Here is a 16014-nt window from a genome sequence, read left to right as displayed (position 1 = left end):
GTCATGCGCGAAAGGCCGGAACAACGGCGCGTCCTGGCCGTCCTGGTGGTGGCCCAGGTCCTCAGCGGGGCCGGGCTCGCCGCGGGCATCACCGTCGGGGCGCTCCTCGCCGAGGAGATGTTCGGCTCCACCGGGCTGGCGGGCGTGCCCAGTGCGCTGTTCACCGCCGGGGCCGCGGGCGGCGCGGCCGTGATCGGCCGGCTGTGCCGCCGCTGGGGCCGGCGCCCCGGCCTCGCCCTCGGCTACGGCGCCGGAGCACTGGGCAGCCTCGGGGTGGTCGCGGCGGCCGCCGCCGGGAGCGCCGTGCTGCTGTGCGCATCCCTGCTGGTCTACGGGGCCGGCACCGCGACCAACCTGATGGCGCGGTACGCGGGCGCCGACCTGGCCTCCCCCGAGCGGCGCGGGCGCGCGGTGAGCACGGTGCTGTTCGCCACCACGCTCGGCGCGGTGGCCGGCCCCAACCTGGTGACGTGGACCGGTGACCTGGCGCGGTCCTGGGGCATTCCCCGGCTGGCCGGGCCGTTCCTGCTGGCCTGCGTGGCGTTCGCCGCGGCGGCGCTGGTGCTGGCCGCGCTGCTGCGGCCCGACCCGCTCCGGCTGGCCGCGCGCCTGGCCGCCGCGCCGGAAGGGGCGGACACCCCACCGGCCGCCGCCCCGGCGAGCGGCCCCCCGTGGGGCGACGCCCGGCGGCGCGGCCTGGCGGCCGGCACCGCGGTCATGGTCCTCACCCAGCTCGTGATGATCGCGGTGATGACGATGACGCCGGTCCACATGCTGGCCCACGGGTCGGACCCGCAGGCCGCCGGGCTGGTCATCGCGCTGCACGTGGCGGCCATGTTCCTGCCCTCGCCGCTCACCGGGCTGCTCGTCGACCGGTACGGCCGGCGGTGGATCGCCGCCGCGTCGGGCCCGCTGCTGCTGGCCGCCGGTGTGCTCGCCGCGACGGCGCCGCCGCACGCGGTTCCGCAACTCGCCACGGCACTGGTGCTGCTCGGCCTGGGCTGGAACGCCGGGCTGATCAGCGGCACGGCCCTGGTCACCGACGCGCTGCCGCCCGAGCGGCGGGCCGCGGTCCAGGGCCTGGTGGACGTCGGCATCGCGGGCGCCGGTGCGGCCGGCGGGCTGTCGTCGGGGCTGGTCGTGGCGGCGGGCGGTTACCCGGTCCTGGCGCTGGCCGGCGGGGTTCTGGCGCTGGCGGTCGTGCCCGCCGTGGGCTGGTCGGCCCGGGTGCCGCGCACCGTCCGCGGGGCGCCGGCGGCCGCAGGTACGGACGCGGAAGGGTCGTGAACTCCCGTACGCACGACGGGTGGTGCGCAAGTGCACCAGGAGAAATCTCGAAACATGGCGTCATTTCGCGTTTTCCTGCCGGAAACCTGGATGCTGCACTATGAGGGAAGGCTGTAGGCGCATGGACCTGCGACGGGGGACGAGGATGCGGAAGGACCGCGGCACACCCGGCATACCGGTGCGCGGCCTGCTCCGGGTCCCGCTGATCGCCGTCGCCGTGGTGCTGGCGTTCCTGCTGGGTGCGGTGGCCGCCGGCGCCGATGCGACCACCACGTTCGCCGCCCCGCTGCCACGCCCGCGGGCGCCCCGCCCGCCGTCAAGCCCGGTTCCGACTCCAACGAGGAGAAGACCAAACGGGACGCCGAGCGCGGCGCCCCCCGGGGGACCGCGCGCACCTCCGTCGGCGTGCCCCGGCACGCCGGCCGGCCGCTGCCGCCGTCCGGCCCCGACCGGCCTGCGCTGCCTTCCGCCGGCGGGTCCGGCGTCCCGGCCGCGGGCACTTCCACCCGGGCCGCTTCGAGACCGGCCCCGTTCCCCGTCCTGCACTGCGTCTTCCGCTGCTGAGCGCGGCCGTGGTGGCTCGCTCCACCGGCCGCATCCCGCACTTTCCCGCCACCACCCCCACAGTGGCACCACTCATCAGCAGGAGACCTCCTCGTGGAGACCTTCATCCAGCATGCCCGGGGCCTGACGGCCCGTATCGCCGAGCGGCGCGAGGAGCAGGAGACCTACGGTCGGCTCGCGGCCGGCCAGTCCCCCCTCGCCCTCTTCATCACCTGCTCCGACTCCCGCGTCGTCCCGTCCCTGATCACCGGGGCGCGTCCGGGCGAACTGTTCGAACTGCGCACCGCCGGCAACGCCGTGCCCGTCTACCGCGAGGACATGGCGGCCTGCGCGGAAGCCGCCACCATCGAGTACGCGATGCGGGTGCTGCGGGTCGCCGACATCGTGGTGTGCGGTCATTCGCACTGCGGCGCGGTCGGCGCCAAGGCCCGCGGCGAGGACCTGACCGGCGCGCCGGCCGTGCGCGACTGGCTGGCCCAGGCGCTCTCCGACGAACTGCCCGAGGATCCCGAGCCCACGGTCTCCGCCGCCGTGCAGCAGCACGTGCGCCAGCAGGTCGACCGGCTGCGCGCCTACCCCTGCGTGCGGGAGCGGCTGGCGGCCGGCGAGGTGAACCTGCACGGCTGGTTCTACGAAGTGCACACCGGCCTGGTCGCGGCCCACCACCCGGCCTCCGACCTGTTCCTTCCACTGTGAGCGCGGGGGTGACGACGATGAAGCGACTGCTCTCCTCCCGTGCGACACCTTCCCGCGCAGCGTCTTTCCGGGCCGACTTCACCGCCTCCCTGGTGGTCTTCCTGGTGGCCGTCCCGCTGTGCGTCGGGGTGGCCGTGGCCTCCGGCGTACCGGCCGAACTGGGCCTGGTCACCGGTGTCGTCGGCGGTCTGCTCACCGGGCTGCTGCCCGGCAGCAGCCTGCAGGTCAGCGGCCCGGCCGCGGGTCTGACGGTGCTGGTCTTCGAGGCCGTCAAGGAGTACGGCCTCGGGGCGCTGGGCGCCCTGGTGCTGGCGGCCGGGGTGCTCCAACTGGCCATGGGCGCCCTGAAGTTGGGGCGCTGGTTCCGGGCGATCTCGGTCGCCGTCGTGCAGGGCATGCTGGCGGGCATCGGCCTGGTGCTGATCGCCGGCCAGCTCTACGCCCTCACGGACGCCAAGGCTCCCGGCAGCGGACTGGCCAACATCGGCGGCGTGCCGGCGCTGGTCACCGCCACCGTCGGCTCGGGCACCGCGCTGTCCGCGCTCGCGGTCGGCGCCGGGACCATCGCCGTGCTGGTCCTGTGGCCGCGCTGGCGGCGCGGCGCCCGGGTGCTCCCGGCGCCGCTGGTCGCGGTGGCGCTCGCCACCACCACGGTCTGGGCACTGGACCTGCCGGTCGCCCGGGTCCGGGTCAGCGGGCTGCTGGACGCGATCCAGCCACCGGGCATGTCGGACCTGAGCCGGCTCACCGAGGTCGGGGTGCTGGGCACCGTGCTCGCCTTCGCGCTGATCGCCTCCGCCGAGTCGCTGTTCAGCGCGGCGGCGGTGGACCGGCTGCACGACGGGCCGAAGACCGACTACGACAAGGAGCTGATGGCCCAGGGCGCCGGCAACACCGTCTGCGGCCTGCTCGGCGCGCTGCCGATGACCGCGGTGATCGTACGCAGTGCCGCCAACGTCCAGGCCGGTGCGCGGACCAAGGCGTCGCGGGTGCTGCACGGCGTCTGGCTGCTGGTCTTCGCGGCGGCGTTCCCGGCCGCGCTGGGCATCGTCCCGGTGGCGGCGCTGGCGGGCGTACTGATCCACGCGGGCTGGAAGCTGCTGCCGCTGAAGTCGTGGCGGCCGCTGTGGCGCGAGCACCGCGGGGAGGCCGTGGTGCTGCTGGTCACCGCGCTGGCCATCGTCACGGTCAACATGTTCGAGGGGGTGCTGATCGGTCTGCTGCTGGCGATCGCGAAGACGGCCTGGGAGACCTCGCACGTCCACCTGGACATCCACACCCCGGACGACGCCGGGCAGCCGGTGGTGGTGCGGGCGGTCGGCAACGCCACGTTCCTGCGGCTGCCCAAGATCCTGGACCAGCTCGACGCGCTGCCCGCCCACCGGGACGTCGAACTGGACCTCGGCGGCCTGCGCCATCTCGACCACGCCTGTGAGGCGGCGCTGACCAACTGGGCCGAGCAGCACCGCCGGAGCCGCCGCGCGGTGGAACTGGTGTCCTGACATCCGACTGGCCTCGGGGCCCGGTTCGCGCACCGGACGGTGTGCGGGCCGGGCCCGTCGTCATGTCCCTTCGGTCCACCGGGCCCGGACCGCCCCGAGGGCGCACAGGCGGCGCCGGAGAGCAGGGGCGGCGACCACCCGCCACCACCGCTGGCGGGACGGCCGCGTACGTGGGCAGGCCGTCGGAGACGGTCCGGCGGGACACGACGGGGCGGCCGGGATGATTGCGTCCGCCGCGGTTGTTGAGCGAAGGTCAGGGCGGCCGCGGGCCGAAGGGCGCCGCGGCCGGTGTCATCGCCGCCGTGCAGGGAGAGAGGACGGGCGGATGCCTCTTCAGGGTGAGTACGAACCGAGCCCGACGCCGTGGGTGCGGGAGCAGGTCGAGGAGTACGAGAGCTCCGGCGGGAGACGGGGCACGACGATCCGGGGGCTGCCGGTCGTGGTCCTGACCACCCGCGGCGCCCGGAGCGGCCGGATCCGCAAGTCCCCGGTGATGCGGGTGGAGCACGAGGGGACGTACGCCGTGGTGGCGTCCCTGGGCGGCGCGCCCAAGAACCCCCTCTGGTACCACAACGTGGTCGCCGACCCCCGGGTGGAGCTCCAGGACGGCCCGGTCCGCCGGGACATGACGGCCCGTGAGGTCACCGGCGAGGAGAAGGCCGTGTGGTGGGGGCGGGCGGTCGAGGCGTTCCCCGATTACGACGCCTACCAGAAGAAGACGGCCCGCGAGATCCCGGTGTTCGTCCTGGAGCCGGCGGCCACGGCACACGGCTGAGGCGGCGGGGCCCCGACGTCCGCTAGAGCGTCACGAGCGAGACCTCGGTGGCCTTGATGCCGGTCCACACCGGCACCCCGTCGGCCAGGCCGAGTTCGAGGGCGGCGGACGGGGTGATCTCGGCGACGAGGTCGGGGGCGTGCGGCGAGGTGATGAGGATCCGCAGCCGGCTGCCGGCCGAGGTGATCTCCCGTACGGTGCCGGACCAGACGTTGCGCGGGCTGCCGGCCGGCTTGTCGAGGTGGACGGAGACCGCCTCGGGGGCGATCACGGCCAGCGCCCGGGCGCCCTCGGGCAGGCGGTCGGCGACGACGAGGTGCCCGCCGCCGGCGAGCGCGAGGCCGTCGCCGGTGGCGGTGCCGGGCCAGGCGTTGCGGCCCAGCATCCGGGCGACCCAGGGCGAGCGGGGGTGCCGGGTGACCTCGGCGGGCGGGGCGTCCTGGAGGGCGCGGCCGTCGTCGAGGACGAGGACCCGGTGGGCGAGCGAGACCGCCTCGACGGGGTCGTGGGTGACGATCAGGCAGACCCCGTCGAAGCCCGCGAGATGGCCGCGCAGCGCGTGCCGGACGTGGGCCCGGGTGGTCTGGTCGAGGGCGGCCAGCGGTTCGTCGAGCAGCAGCAGACGGGGGCGGGCGGCCAGGGCCCTGGCCAGCGCGACGCGTTGGGCCTGGCCGCCGGAGAGCTGGGCGGGCCGGCGGTGGGCGAGGTGGCCGACGCCGAGCCGGTCGAGCCACTCCTGGGCGGCGCGGCGGGCCTCGGCGCGCGGGACGCGCTGCGCGCGCAGTCCGTAGGCGGTGTTGCCCAGGGCGCTGAGGTGCGGGAAGAGCGCGCCGTCCTGGGGGACCCAGGCGACGCCGCGGCGGTGCGGGGGCAGGGCGGTGACGTCGGCGTCGCCGAGGCGCAGGGTGGCGTGGGCGCGCGGGGTGAGGCCGAGCAGGGCGCGCAGCAGGGTGGTCTTGCCGGCGCCGTTGGGGCCGACGACCGCGATGGTGGTGCCGGGCGCGGCCTCCAGGGTCAGCGCGGTGAAGCCGGTGACCTCGGCGTGCAGCGGCCAGCGTTCCGGGTGCGGTTCCACGGCGGCCTCCTGACGCTCCGTCACCATGCGCGGACCGCCGCCGTCGGTTCCGGACGGCTCGGTCTCGTCGGCGGCCGGCGCGGGGCGCGGGGCGCGGCCGGCGGGCAGCGCGCCGGTCCAGCGGCCGCGCAGGCAGATCAGCACGGCCATGGCGATGACGAGCAGCAGCAGGGAGACCGAGGTGGCGGCTTCCGGGGAGTCCTGGAGCAGCAGGTAGACCTGGAGCGGGAGGGTCTGGGTGGTGCCGGGCAGATTCCCGGCGAAGGTGATCGTGGCGCCGAATTCGCCGAGCGCGCGGGCCCAGGTGAGCGCCGCGCCGGCGGCCAGGCCGGGGGCGACCATGGGCAGGGTGACGGTGGCGAAGACCCGGACCGGGGACGCGCCGAGCGAGGCCGCGGTCTCCTCGTAACTGGGGCGCAGGCCGGCGAGCGTGCCCTCCAGGCTGATGATGAGGAACGGCATGGCGACGAAGGTGGCGGCGACCACCGCGCCCGAGGTGTGGAACGGCAGGACGATGCCGAAGGTGTCCTCCAGCCAGGGGCCGAGCAGTCCGCGGCGGCCGAAGCCGAGCAGCAGGGCCACACCGCCGACGGTCGGCGGCAGCACCATCGGCAGCAGCACCAGCGAGCGGACCACCGCCTTGCCGGGGAAGCTGACCCGGGCCAGCAGCCAGGCCAGCGGCACGCCGAGCAGCAGCGAAAGTCCCAGGGCCCAGAAGGAGACCAGCAGGGAGAGGCCGAGCGCCTCGGTGACGCCGGGACTGGTCAGATGGGTGCCGAGGTCGCTCCAGGTGGTCCGGGCGAGGATGCCGAGCAGCGGCATCAGCAGGAACGCGACGGCGACCAGCGCGGGCACGGCGAGCGCGGCCGGGGTACGGGCGCCGGGCGTGCGGCGCCGGGCGGCCGCGGGCCCGGCGGGGGTGCGGGAGCGTCTCATCGTCGGTCCTGGGGTCGGGGCGGGGTCGGGCCGGCCGGGGTGGGCCGGCCATGGTGGCGCGCACGGGGCTGTCCGCTCCCCCGAGCCGGGCAGTCCCGTGCGCGCGGAGCCCCCGTTACGGCTTCTGGAAGCCCGCGTCCTGCAGGATCTTCTGTGCCTCGGGGGTGCTCAGCCACTTCACGAAGGCGGCCGCGGCGGCGGCGTGCTTCGAGGTCTTCAGGGTCGCGGCCGGGTAGGCGGCGACGGCGTTCTGCTTGTCGGGGATGTCGACGGCGTCGACCTTCTTCGGCGCGGAGGCGGCGTCCGTCTTGTAGACCAGGCCGGCGTCCGCCTCGCCCAGTTCGACCTTGCTGAGGACGGCGCGGACGTTGGGCTCCTGGGAGACCGGCGTGACCTTGAGCTTCTGGGCGTCCAGGACCTTCTTGCCGTAGCGGCCGACCGGCACCTCCGGGGCGGCGAGGACGACCTTCAGCTTGCTGTCGGTGAGGTCCTTGAGGGTGTGGACCTTCTTCGGGTTGCCCTCGCCGGTGACGATGACCAGGCGGTTGTGGGCGATGACGGTCGGGGTGCCGGTGTCCGCCTTGAGCCCGTCCATGGTCTTGGTGTCGGCGGTGACCAGCGCGTCGGCGGGGGCGCCCTGCTTGACCTGGGCGGCGAGTTCCTGGGAGCCGGCGAAGGAGAAGTTCACCTTCGTGCCCTGGTGTTCCTTCTCGTACACCGCGGCGGCCTTCTTGAAGACGTCGGTGAGCGAGGAGGCGGCGAGGACGGTCAGCTGGGTATTCACAGTGCTGCCGCCGGACTTCCCGGCGCCCTTGTCGGTCTTGCCGTCGTCCTTGCCACAGGCGGCGAGCGGGACGAGGAGGGCGGCGGTCACGACCGCGGCGGCGGCGCGGCGTCCGGTGAGGAACTGGGGCATGGGCGGGACTCCTTGTGACGCGGGACGAGGGGATCGTCCGAGCGGATGGGCAAAGCCGCGCCGGTGGGGGCCTGCCCTGCTCAAGGACGTTCGAGAGCGGGGGGAAGGGCGACGCCGCTGGGGTGAGAGCCGGCCGGTGGGGACGGGGCGCGGTCCGGCTGTGGTGCTGCCGCGGTGGACGGTGGGGAGCCGGCCCGGGGGTGCGGGCGGACGCCGCCGCGGGGGGTCGGGGCGCGGTCGGTGGCCTCAGGAGCGGTCGATGTGCACGCTGGTGGATTTCACGCGGGCGGTGGCCTGCATGCCGACCTCCAGTCCCAGTTCCTCCACCGCTTCCCGGGTCAGCAGGGAGACCAGCCGGTGCGGACCGGCCTGGATCTCGACCTGGGCGGCGACATCGCCGAGTTTCACGGCGGTGACGATGCCCGGGAAGGCGTTGCGGGCGGAGGTGTACGAGGCGTCGTCCTCACCGGTGCCGGTCTGCGCGACCTCGATGGAGAAGGCGGCCAGATCACGGCCGTCGATGAGGCGGCGGCCGCTGTCGTCGCGATGGGTCGCGACCTTGCCGGCGTCCGCCCATCGGCGGGCGGTGTCCGGGCTGACGCCCAGCAGCCGCGCCGCCTGGCCGATTGTGTAGGACTGCATGTGCGACAACATAGGCAGCCCAGCCTGGCAGGTGCAATCCACAGGGAGGATCTCCGTAGCAAATGCCAGTCGCCTTGGAGGAAGGGACGAATTTCCTCGCGCTGCGCGGCCGGACGGCAGCGCGCAGGGTGTGGGCATGAGCCTGAGCATCCGCAATCAGTTGTCCGGGACCGTGCGCTCCGTCGCCCCCGGCGAGGTCATGGCCCTGGTCAGGGTCCGGCTGGACGGCGGGCAGGAGATCACCGCCGCGGTCACCCGCGAGGCGGTCGGGCAACTGGACCTCGCGGAGGGCACGGCGGTGCGGGCGCTGATCAAGTCCACCGAGGTCGCCCTGGCCACCGGCGGGGTCGAGGGGCTGAGCATCCGCAACCGGCTGCCCGGCACGGTCACCGACGTCTCGGCCGGCGGTGCGATGGCCGGGGTGAAGGTCGCCGTCGCGGGCGGCGAACTGACCGCGGCGATCACCAAGGACGCGGCCGAGGACCTGGGGCTGGCGGCCGGTTCCGAGGTGACCGCGCTGATCAAGTCCACCGAGATCGCGCTCGCCACGGTCTGACCGCCCCGGCCCGGGCGGCACTACGGCTGCTCGGGCGGTGCGCAGGTGCCCACCCAGATGCCGGTGATCGTGCTGATGTAGCGGGCGCCGCAGCGGTCGGAGGGGACCACGAGCTGGCTGCCCGCGGCGTCGAGGGGACGGCCGTCCATGGCCGTGGCCAGCAGGACCGGGGCGTCGCCGAAGTCGGCGTCGATCTCCGCCCAGGACAGCACCGTGTGGTGCCCGTCGCCGCCGCTGACGGCGAGCAGGTAGCGGGAGCGGTCCTTGCGCCGGGACGCGTCGAAGGCCGGGCCCGCGGCGTCGAGGACGTCCCGCAGCAGGACGCCCTCGAAGGTGTGCCGCTGCGGCCCGTTGGTGGCACAGTCGAAGACCACCTCGGCCCGGTGCCGCGGCCACCGCTCGCGCAGCTGGGCGACGGTCAGGGCGAGCGGGCGGCGGAGCTGGCCGCGGATCTCCAGCGGCCGGGGGGCGGGCGCGCCGGTGTCCGCGGGCGTCGGGCGTACGGCGGTGGTGGTGCGGGACGGCGGGCTGGGTGGGCGCATTCGAGTCCCCCTTGAGGCGATCCGCGCGGTGACTGCTCTCTGTGATGCCCGGGCCGTGCACCGTTGAATCACGGATACCACCCATCTCACCCGCTTCCCCTCGCTGATGTGAGGGAAATGGCGCCCGGTGGGCGGTATCTCCGACCGGCGGGGCGGTGTCCCCGCGCCCGCCCGGGGCCGGCCGCGGGCGACAGGGGAAACCACCATCGCCGGGGGCCGGAAATGGATGATCAACCAAGAGGGCTTTGGGCTGGATGAGCTGGCATTTACGATGCAGCTACCCACATTCACCTCGTGAATGTGAGATGCCGGGTCCGTCGCCGGCAGTCAATCGAGGAGCCAGCACATGCACGTCCACGATCTCCTGCGGGTCGACTCGCTCGACCTGACCCTGCTGTGGGGCGAGGGCCCCCTGCTCGACCGGGAAGTCCGCGGGGTCACCGCCACCGACCTGGAGGACCCGGCGCGGTTCCTGCAGCCGGGCGAGCTGGCGCTGAGCGGACTGGTGTGGTGGACGCCCGGTGACGAGCGCGCGAAGGTCGACCGGTTCGTCTCCGCGCTGGACGCCGCCGGGGCCACCGCGCTGCTGGCGGGCGAGGAGACCCACGGCAAGGTCCCCGACGTGCTCGTCGACTCCTGCCGTGCCCACGGGATCGTGCTGGTCGCGGTCCCCGCGCACACCACCTTCCGGGCCATCACGGAGGCCGTTTACCTGCGGCAGTGGGGAGAACTGAGCCGGCGCCCCACCGACCACTACGCGCTGCCGGAGAACGTCCGCGACGAACTGGCCGCGCTGCTGGCCGCGGACGCCGCCCCGGACGTGCTGCTGGACCGCGCCTTCGCCCACCTGGGCGGGCCGCCCTGCTACCTGCTGTCCGCGACCGGCCGGGTGATCGCCCGGACCCCGGCCGCGCCGCCGCTGACGGCCCGGCAGGCCGTCAAGGCCCTCGAAGCGGCCGGGACGGGCCCGACGGTGCGGATCGACGGGGACGCCGGCCCGTACGACACCTGGTACCTGCACGTGGGTGGCCGGGCGGACGCACCGCCGCGGGCGGTGCACGAGATCGCCGAGGTCGTGGACGGGTACCGCCGGCGGGCCGCGCCCCGGCAGGCGGCCGCTCGGCGGGCCGCGGACGTGCTGGTCGCCCTGCTCGCGTCGGCCGATGCCAGAGCGGCGGACGGCGCGGCGCTGGAGGCGGCGCTGCAGGCGTGCGGGCTGCCGGCCTCCGGTCCGTACCGGGTGGTGCTCGCCGCGCTGGGCGGTGCGGAGAGCGGCCACGCGGTGAGCGCGCTGACCGAGGCGCTGTGGCACTCCCCCGGCGAACGGTTCGCGGCCGGGCGGCTGCCGGGCGGCGAGGCGGTCGCCGTGGTCCACGCGGCCTCGGACGCCGAGGACTCCACCCCGCTCGCCGAGGTCTGGCCGGCGCTCACCGCCTGCCGCCCGCAGGCGCCGCTGCACGCCGGGGCCAGCGCTCCCGCGGCGGCCCCCGGCGACCTCAACTCCGCCTTCCAGCAGGCCCGTTACGCACTGGCGTCGGCCCGTGCCGCGGCGCCGGACGGCGCCCGGGTGACCGGTGTCGAGGACCTCGGCACGCTGGCCGAGCTGCTGGCCGGGGTCCCCACGGAGGTCCGTGCGGCCTTCAGCAGCCAGGTGCTGGGGCCGCTGGCACGGGCCGGCACGACGTCCCACCGGATGCTGCTGGAGACGCTGGAGGTCTTCCTCGCCCAGCACGGCTCATGGGCGCGGACCGCCGAGGCGCTGCACCTCCACGTGAACACGGTGCACTACCGCATCCAGCGCATCGAGACCCTCACCGGCCGGGACCTGTCCCGGCTGGACCACAAACTCGACCTGCACGCGGCCCTGCTCTGCCGCTGAGGGAGCCGCCCCGGCCGCGCCGCCGAGGGACGCGCCGCACCTCCCCCGCTCACTCCCGCCCGCCCGGCCGGTCGACATGCACATGGGTCGACTTCACCCGGGCGGTGGCGGTCACCCCGACCTCGATCCCCAGCTCCTCGACCGCCTCCCGGCTGACCACCGACACCAGCCGGTGCGGCCCGGACTGGATCTCGACCTGGGCGATCACGTCGTCCATCGTCACCTTGGTGACGATCCCCGCGAAGGAGTTCCGCACGGACGTGAGCACCTCACCGGGCACCGGATGCAGTCCGGCGGCGCGCTCCTTGGCGAACGCGGCCAGGCTGACCCCGTCGATGACGCGGTTCCCCCGCCGTCCCGCCGCATCCCCAGCTGACCGCCGTCGGCCCACCGCCGGACGGTCTCCGAACTCACACCCAGCAGCTCCGCTGCCTGACCAATGCTGTACGTCGGCACGGTCGCACTCTAGGGGGTGTCTCCCCCGGGCCGGCCCGGCCCCCGCGCCGACCGCGGCCACCGGCCATCCCTCCCGGGGTCCGGCGCCATCCGAACGGAGCAGCGAAATCCGCCATCGGTGCGAGCGGACCACCCCTGGCGCGCCCGGGGCGCGGCGCCGGCGGAGCACGCTGCGGGACCGCCCAACTCGACGCACGGAACGCCACGTTGGGGTGCGGAACGCTCCCTGAGCCGACGTCAAGGATGCGACGTTCATGGCGCCTGATGGGCTTTCTCCCGTTGCATCCCAAAAATCCCGATGTGAATCTGGTATCCCATTCGTCAAAGGAGTTGATCGCATGGTTACGGATCGCACAGCGCCGGTCGAGACGGCCACCCTGGCCGCCGAGGTCGAGGGACTGCTTGAACCCGCCGAGGCCGACGGCGTCTTCCGCGACACCCGCGAGTGTGGAGGTGCGCTGCTGCTGGCCGCGCTGCTCCTGATCTCGCCGCCCACCCCCCGGCCCAAGACTGACGTCCGCTGAGGGGAAAGCGTTGGCTGAACAGACGCAAGGAGCAGTCCCGCTCAGCGCTGTGATCGCCGATGCCGCAACCGGGGTCGCCCTCGCCCTGCGGGGTGAGGGCGACCCTTATGCGTTGTCCGGCATGCTGCGGCACGAGGATGCGCTGACCCCGGCCGCGGTGAGGGTGCTCGGCGCCGATGCGCTGGCGCCGTACGCCGTGGAACACCGGGCGGCACCGGCCGGCGCGGACGACGAAGCGGTGGTGCGGCAGGCACTGATGGCCTACCCACCGGGTGACGGCGCCTCGGAGGTGTCGCTGTGGAGTTACCGCGGCCTGGTCGAGGCCGCGCACGCGTTCCTGCCCGGGGGCGGCCGGCCGTGGCCGCCGGCGCCGGAGGCCGGCACCGCGTGGGTCGGCGACTCCCCCTGGCCGAAGCTGTCGCACCGGGTGTCCCAGCTGGCCGCGCTGGCCCTGCCGGGGCTGGCGTCCGGTCTCGCCGAGCAGCTCGCCGCCCGTACGGACGACCTGTCCCGCGGTTTCGTCCGGGCGGTCCGCCGCCGGGACTGGCCGCAGGCGGCCGGGGTGGGCCGTTGGCTGGCCCGGCTGCCGGACGTGCCGCGGACCCTGGGGCTGGACAGCGGGCTGGCGTTCGTGGCGCAGATGGGCGGCGCCGATCCGCGGGTGGCGCTGCACGTCGCGGCCGCCCGGCGGTTCTACGGGCGGGGCGGGTGACCGGCGAGAACGGCGACCCGGGGCTGCTGGACCACATGGTCCGGGCGAGCCTCGGGTGGCTGGACGGGGCGCGCGGGTTCTTCCGCCTGCCGCCCGACGTCACGACCGACGCCGACCCCAATCTGACCCTCAAACCGCTCGGCGAGCTGGCCGAACTCACCCAGCTGATCGGGGTGGTGCACCCGCGGGCGGAGATCCGCCGGACGGCCCGCGGGCTGTTCGCGTTCGCCTGGAACGAGACCCGGGACGGCGAACTCTTCGCCGAGCTGATCCGCGGCGAGCCGTTCGCCACCTACCCGGTGGAGCTGTACGGGGTGTTCGCGCGGGCCGGGCTGCGCCATGCCGAGGCCGACGAGCTGGTGCGGACCACCACGCGGCTGCGCGGCTGGCGGGTGGCGCGCGAGGACCACACCCGCACGCTCGGGGTGCTGAACGCCGAGCGGCGGATCGGGTTGCGGCCGCACGCCGACTTCGCCTCGGTGCTGGCGCTGACCGGGCTCGGCCGGCTGCCGGAGCCCTGGGCGCTGGACCGCAAGGCGGCCTACGGCGTCACCCACGACGTGTTCCACCTGACCGACTGGGGGCGCGACCGGCAGCGGCTGTCCCCCGAACTCGCCGGCTACCTGCGGCTGTGGCTGCCCTCCTGGCTGGAGAACTGGCTGGAGGAACAGCTGTGGGACCTGGTCGGCGAGCTGCTGGCGGTGACCGCCTGCCTGCCCCGGGCCCCGTACGATCCGGTCGCCTGGCAGCGGCTGGCCGGGGCGCAGGCGGCCGACGGCAGCGTGCCGGAGATGGGCGCGGCGCCCGGCTCCGGCGACCCGGGCGAGATGTTCACCGCCTGCTACCACTCCACCCTGGTGACCGCGTTCGCCGCCACCCTGGCCCGGACCGCCGCCGACGAGGCCGAGACCGGCCCGCGGGGCGGGCACCCGGCGCTGGTGGGCGGCCGGACGCCCGGCGAAAGCGAGAGTGCCCCGTGACCGTGACGGCCGCGTCCCCGCCCTGCTGCACGGTGTCGGCGACCGGGCCCTGTCCTGGCTCGACGACCACCGCGAGCATTTCCGGCTGACCCCCGAGGACTTCCGCTCGAACGGCGCGGTGGTCGAACGGCTCAAGCCCATCGGGGAGCTGGCGCTCAACATGCACGTGCTGTTCCGCGAGGGCGTGGCCGGTTCCCGGCAGAAGGCCCGGGCCGGGCAGCTGCTGGACTTCGCCTGGCGCGAGCTGCTGGACGGCGGCAACGTGCTGGCCCGGCTGCAGCACGACGAGCCGCTCTCCCCCGTACCGCTGGAGGTCTACGCGACCTTCCACGAGCTGGGGCACCGGCACCCGGGGCTGGAGGCGGCGGTGGAGGTGTGCCGGCGCACCGCCACCTGGAACGCGCTGGAGATGATGCCCAACCGGCGCCTCGGGGTGCTGAACGCCGAGCGCAAGCTGGGCCTCGCCCCCAGCAGCGACTTCGGGGAGGCGGTGGCGCGCACCTGGCTGGGGCAGCTGGCCGAGCCGTGGACGGTGCAGCTGCACATCGCCTACGACCTCACCCACACCGTCTTCCACCTCACCAACTGGGGCGAGGCGCCCGAGCGGATCCCGCCGGACATCGCGGACTACCTCGCGCGGTACCTGCCGGCCTGGACGGAGGACTGGGCGGACCTCGAACACTGGGACCTGATGGGCGAGTTGCTGGTCGTCGACGCGTGTCTGCCGCGGCCCACGCTGGACGCGGAGCTGTGGGAGCGGTACGCCGCCGCGCAGTCCGACAGCGGCGCGATGCCGATCCAGCGCGGGATGCCGCAGGGCGATCCGGCGCGGGTCTTCGACCTGGTGCACCACCCCACCCTGGTCGCCGCGTTCGCCTCGGCGATGGCCACCTCACGGGCCCTGTCCGCGGTCTGATGGGCACGCTCTGATGGGCGCGACGCGCGGCGCCCCGCCGGGTGACCGCCTCGCCGACGCGGTCACCCGGATCGACGCGCCGGACGTGGTGCTGGCGGTGACCCGGCGGGGCGTACGGACCGTGGTCACCGGCGGCACCGCGCTGGCCCCGCCCACCCCGCGGCAGGCCCTGCGCTATGAACTCGGCTCGCTGTCCAAGACGTTCACCGTGCTGCTGCTGGCCGAGCTGGCCCGCTCCGGGGTGCTGTCGCTGGACGATCCGCTGGTCGACCATCTGCCCGGGCTGCCGCTGCGGTACCCGAATGCGCGCCGGATCACCCTGCGGCATCTGGCCACCCACACCTCGGGGCTGCCGCGGATCCCCGCGGACCTGATCGCCGGTGCACTGCTGCATCCGTACGCCAACGGCTACGCCCGCTACGACACCGAGCGGCTGCTGCGGACCTTCGCCCGCACCCGGCCGCGGAACCGGCCGGGCACCCGCTGGCGGTACTCGAACTTCGGGCTGGCGCTGCTCGGTCCGGCGATGTCGCACGCGGCGGGCGAGGACTATCCGGCGCTGCTCGGCGGCCGGGTGCTGGGCCCGCTGGGGCTGTCCGGGACGACGCTGGCGCCCGGCGCGACCGGCACCGACGCGGTCGGGCACCGGACGAACGGGGTGACGCCGGTGGCCAGCGCCGACATGGGCGCGTTCATGGCCGCCGGGTCGGTCCGGGCCACCCCCGGCGATCTGCTCCGGTACCTGGAGGCGCACCTCTCGCCGGAGGACACCCCGCTGGCCGGGCCGCTGCGCGACGTCCAGGTCCCGCTGCTGCGGCGCGGCTGGCGGCGCCGCAACACCCACACCCTGACGTGGTACCAGCACCCGGCGCCGCGCGGGCCGTTGCTGTTCCACGTCGGGGCGACCTTCGGGCAGCAGGCGTTCCTCGGGTTCCATCCGGCCACCCACACCGGTCTGGTGGCACTGGCCACCCGGCGCGGCCGGACCTGCCGGATGATCACCACCGCCTACGAGACGCTGTACGCGCTGGCCGGTGAGCCGCCCGCGTGACCGCC

General features: G+C 74.9%; 15 protein-coding genes and 1 pseudogene. 11 read left to right on the top strand and 5 right to left on the bottom strand.

Features of this window, described 5'->3' with window-relative positions; genetic code table 11:
* Window positions 1-3: 3 nt before the first annotated feature.
* The 4 genes from OJ254_RS23135 (at window position 4) to OJ254_RS23120 (ending at window position 4824) form a co-directional block, all read left to right on the top strand.
* On the top strand, window positions 4-1287 hold the full coding sequence (locus tag OJ254_RS23135; RefSeq protein WP_265363867.1) for an MFS transporter: 1284 nt from the start codon (window positions 4-6) through the stop codon (window positions 1285-1287).
* A gap of 657 nt (window positions 1288-1944) precedes the next feature.
* Window positions 1945-2547 (top strand): carbonic anhydrase, encoded by a 603-nt coding sequence (locus OJ254_RS23130; RefSeq protein WP_265363866.1) that lies wholly within the window; start codon window positions 1945-1947, stop codon window positions 2545-2547.
* Between the two features lie 17 nt (window positions 2548-2564).
* Window positions 2565-4049 (top strand): SulP family inorganic anion transporter, encoded by a 1485-nt coding sequence (locus OJ254_RS23125; protein WP_265363865.1) that lies wholly within the window; start codon window positions 2565-2567, stop codon window positions 4047-4049.
* Between the two features lie 325 nt (window positions 4050-4374).
* On the top strand, window positions 4375-4824 hold the full coding sequence (locus OJ254_RS23120) for a nitroreductase family deazaflavin-dependent oxidoreductase (RefSeq protein WP_265363864.1): 450 nt from the start codon (window positions 4375-4377) through the stop codon (window positions 4822-4824).
* 22 nt (window positions 4825-4846) lie between these two features.
* Here the strand turns inward: OJ254_RS23120 and OJ254_RS23115 are convergent, their stop codons facing one another.
* From OJ254_RS23115 to OJ254_RS23105, 3 genes are all read right to left on the bottom strand, one after another.
* The gene (locus OJ254_RS23115) at window positions 4847-6835 is read right to left on the bottom strand and encodes an ABC transporter permease (RefSeq protein ID WP_265363863.1); all 1989 of its coding nucleotides are present in this window, start codon (window positions 6833-6835) and stop codon (window positions 4847-4849) included.
* Window positions 6836-6950: 115 nt separating this feature from the next.
* Window positions 6951-7751 carry a molybdate ABC transporter substrate-binding protein gene (gene modA / locus OJ254_RS23110; RefSeq protein WP_265363862.1) on the bottom strand — a complete coding sequence of 267 codons (801 nt, stop codon included), beginning with the start codon at window positions 7749-7751 and terminating at the stop codon, window positions 6951-6953.
* A gap of 246 nt (window positions 7752-7997) precedes the next feature.
* Entirely contained in the window at window positions 7998-8393 is a 396-nt protein-coding gene (locus OJ254_RS23105; RefSeq protein ID WP_261952930.1) for a TOBE domain-containing protein, read from the bottom strand.
* Window positions 8394-8529: 136 nt separating this feature from the next.
* Between OJ254_RS23105 and OJ254_RS23100 the strand changes: the two genes are divergently transcribed.
* Entirely contained in the window at window positions 8530-8949 is a 420-nt protein-coding gene (locus tag OJ254_RS23100; protein WP_265363861.1) for a TOBE domain-containing protein, read from the top strand.
* Window positions 8950-8969: 20 nt separating this feature from the next.
* On the opposite strand, the gene OJ254_RS23095 is transcribed toward OJ254_RS23100, so the two are convergent.
* Window positions 8970-9491: a molybdopterin-dependent oxidoreductase gene (locus OJ254_RS23095; protein ID WP_265363860.1), complete on the bottom strand. Its 522-nt coding sequence runs from the start codon at window positions 9489-9491 to the stop codon at window positions 8970-8972.
* A gap of 346 nt (window positions 9492-9837) precedes the next feature.
* Between OJ254_RS23095 and OJ254_RS23090 the strand changes: the two genes are divergently transcribed.
* Window positions 9838-11370 (top strand): helix-turn-helix domain-containing protein, encoded by a 1533-nt coding sequence (locus OJ254_RS23090; protein ID WP_265363859.1) that lies wholly within the window; start codon window positions 9838-9840, stop codon window positions 11368-11370.
* A 49-nt stretch (window positions 11371-11419) separates the two neighbouring features.
* Here OJ254_RS23090 and OJ254_RS23085 read toward each other — a convergent pair.
* A pseudogene (locus OJ254_RS23085) lies at window positions 11420-11826 on the bottom strand (TOBE domain-containing protein).
* 338 nt (window positions 11827-12164) lie between these two features.
* Here OJ254_RS23085 and OJ254_RS23080 point away from each other — a divergent pair.
* The 5 genes from OJ254_RS23080 to OJ254_RS23060 are packed head-to-tail and all read left to right on the top strand — an operon-like array spanning window position 12165 to window position 16009.
* Window positions 12165-12350 (top strand): hypothetical protein, encoded by a 186-nt coding sequence (locus OJ254_RS23080; RefSeq protein WP_030411128.1) that lies wholly within the window; start codon window positions 12165-12167, stop codon window positions 12348-12350.
* 10 nt (window positions 12351-12360) lie between these two features.
* Window positions 12361-13062, top strand: a complete 702-nt coding sequence (locus OJ254_RS23075; protein ID WP_265363858.1) for a hypothetical protein — start codon at window positions 12361-12363, stop codon at window positions 13060-13062.
* A complete protein-coding gene (locus OJ254_RS23070) occupies window positions 13059-14042 on the top strand; it encodes a DUF6895 family protein (protein ID WP_265363857.1) in 984 nt (327 codons plus the stop codon). The genes OJ254_RS23075 and OJ254_RS23070 overlap by 4 nt, the downstream gene beginning before the upstream one ends.
* Window positions 14032-14958, top strand: coding sequence for a DUF6895 family protein (locus OJ254_RS23065; RefSeq protein WP_265363856.1), 927 nt, complete (start codon window positions 14032-14034; stop codon window positions 14956-14958). The genes OJ254_RS23070 and OJ254_RS23065 overlap by 11 nt, the downstream gene beginning before the upstream one ends.
* A gap of 13 nt (window positions 14959-14971) precedes the next feature.
* A complete protein-coding gene (locus OJ254_RS23060; protein WP_265363855.1) occupies window positions 14972-16009 on the top strand; it encodes a serine hydrolase domain-containing protein in 1038 nt (345 codons plus the stop codon).
* Window positions 16010-16014: the final 5 nt, after the last annotated feature.

The sequence above is a fragment of the Streptomyces endophytica genome, from assembly GCF_026153355.1.
In the GTDB taxonomy this organism is placed as follows: domain Bacteria; phylum Actinomycetota; class Actinomycetes; order Streptomycetales; family Streptomycetaceae; genus Streptomyces; species Streptomyces endophytica.
Note: the sequence above shows the minus strand (reverse complement) of the source record. Positions and strands in the feature narration are given on the sequence as shown.

Bases quoted from the DNA above. Each gene is read 5' to 3' on its own strand.
- OJ254_RS23135 (WP_265363867.1), top strand. From the start codon at position 4: ATGCGCGAAAGGCCGGAACAACGGCGCGTCCTGGCCGTCCTGGTGGTG.
- OJ254_RS23125 (WP_265363865.1), top strand. From the start codon at position 2,565: ATGAAGCGACTGCTCTCCTCCCGTGCGACACCTTCCCGCGCAGCGTCT.
- OJ254_RS23120 (WP_265363864.1), top strand. From the start codon at position 4,375: ATGCCTCTTCAGGGTGAGTACGAACCGAGCCCGACGCCGTGGGTGCGG.
- OJ254_RS23115 (WP_265363863.1), bottom strand. From the start codon at position 6,835: ATGAGACGCTCCCGCACCCCCGCCGGGCCCGCGGCCGCCCGGCGCCGC.
- modA (WP_265363862.1), bottom strand. From the start codon at position 7,751: ATGCCCCAGTTCCTCACCGGACGCCGCGCCGCCGCCGCGGTCGTGACC.
- OJ254_RS23105 (WP_261952930.1), bottom strand. From the start codon at position 8,393: ATGCAGTCCTACACAATCGGCCAGGCGGCGCGGCTGCTGGGCGTCAGC.
- OJ254_RS23100 (WP_265363861.1), top strand. From the start codon at position 8,530: ATGAGCCTGAGCATCCGCAATCAGTTGTCCGGGACCGTGCGCTCCGTC.
- OJ254_RS23095 (WP_265363860.1), bottom strand. From the start codon at position 9,491: ATGCGCCCACCCAGCCCGCCGTCCCGCACCACCACCGCCGTACGCCCG.
- OJ254_RS23090 (WP_265363859.1), top strand. From the start codon at position 9,838: ATGCACGTCCACGATCTCCTGCGGGTCGACTCGCTCGACCTGACCCTG.
- OJ254_RS23080 (WP_030411128.1), top strand. From the start codon at position 12,165: ATGGTTACGGATCGCACAGCGCCGGTCGAGACGGCCACCCTGGCCGCC.
- OJ254_RS23060 (WP_265363855.1), top strand. From the start codon at position 14,972: ATGGGCGCGACGCGCGGCGCCCCGCCGGGTGACCGCCTCGCCGACGCG.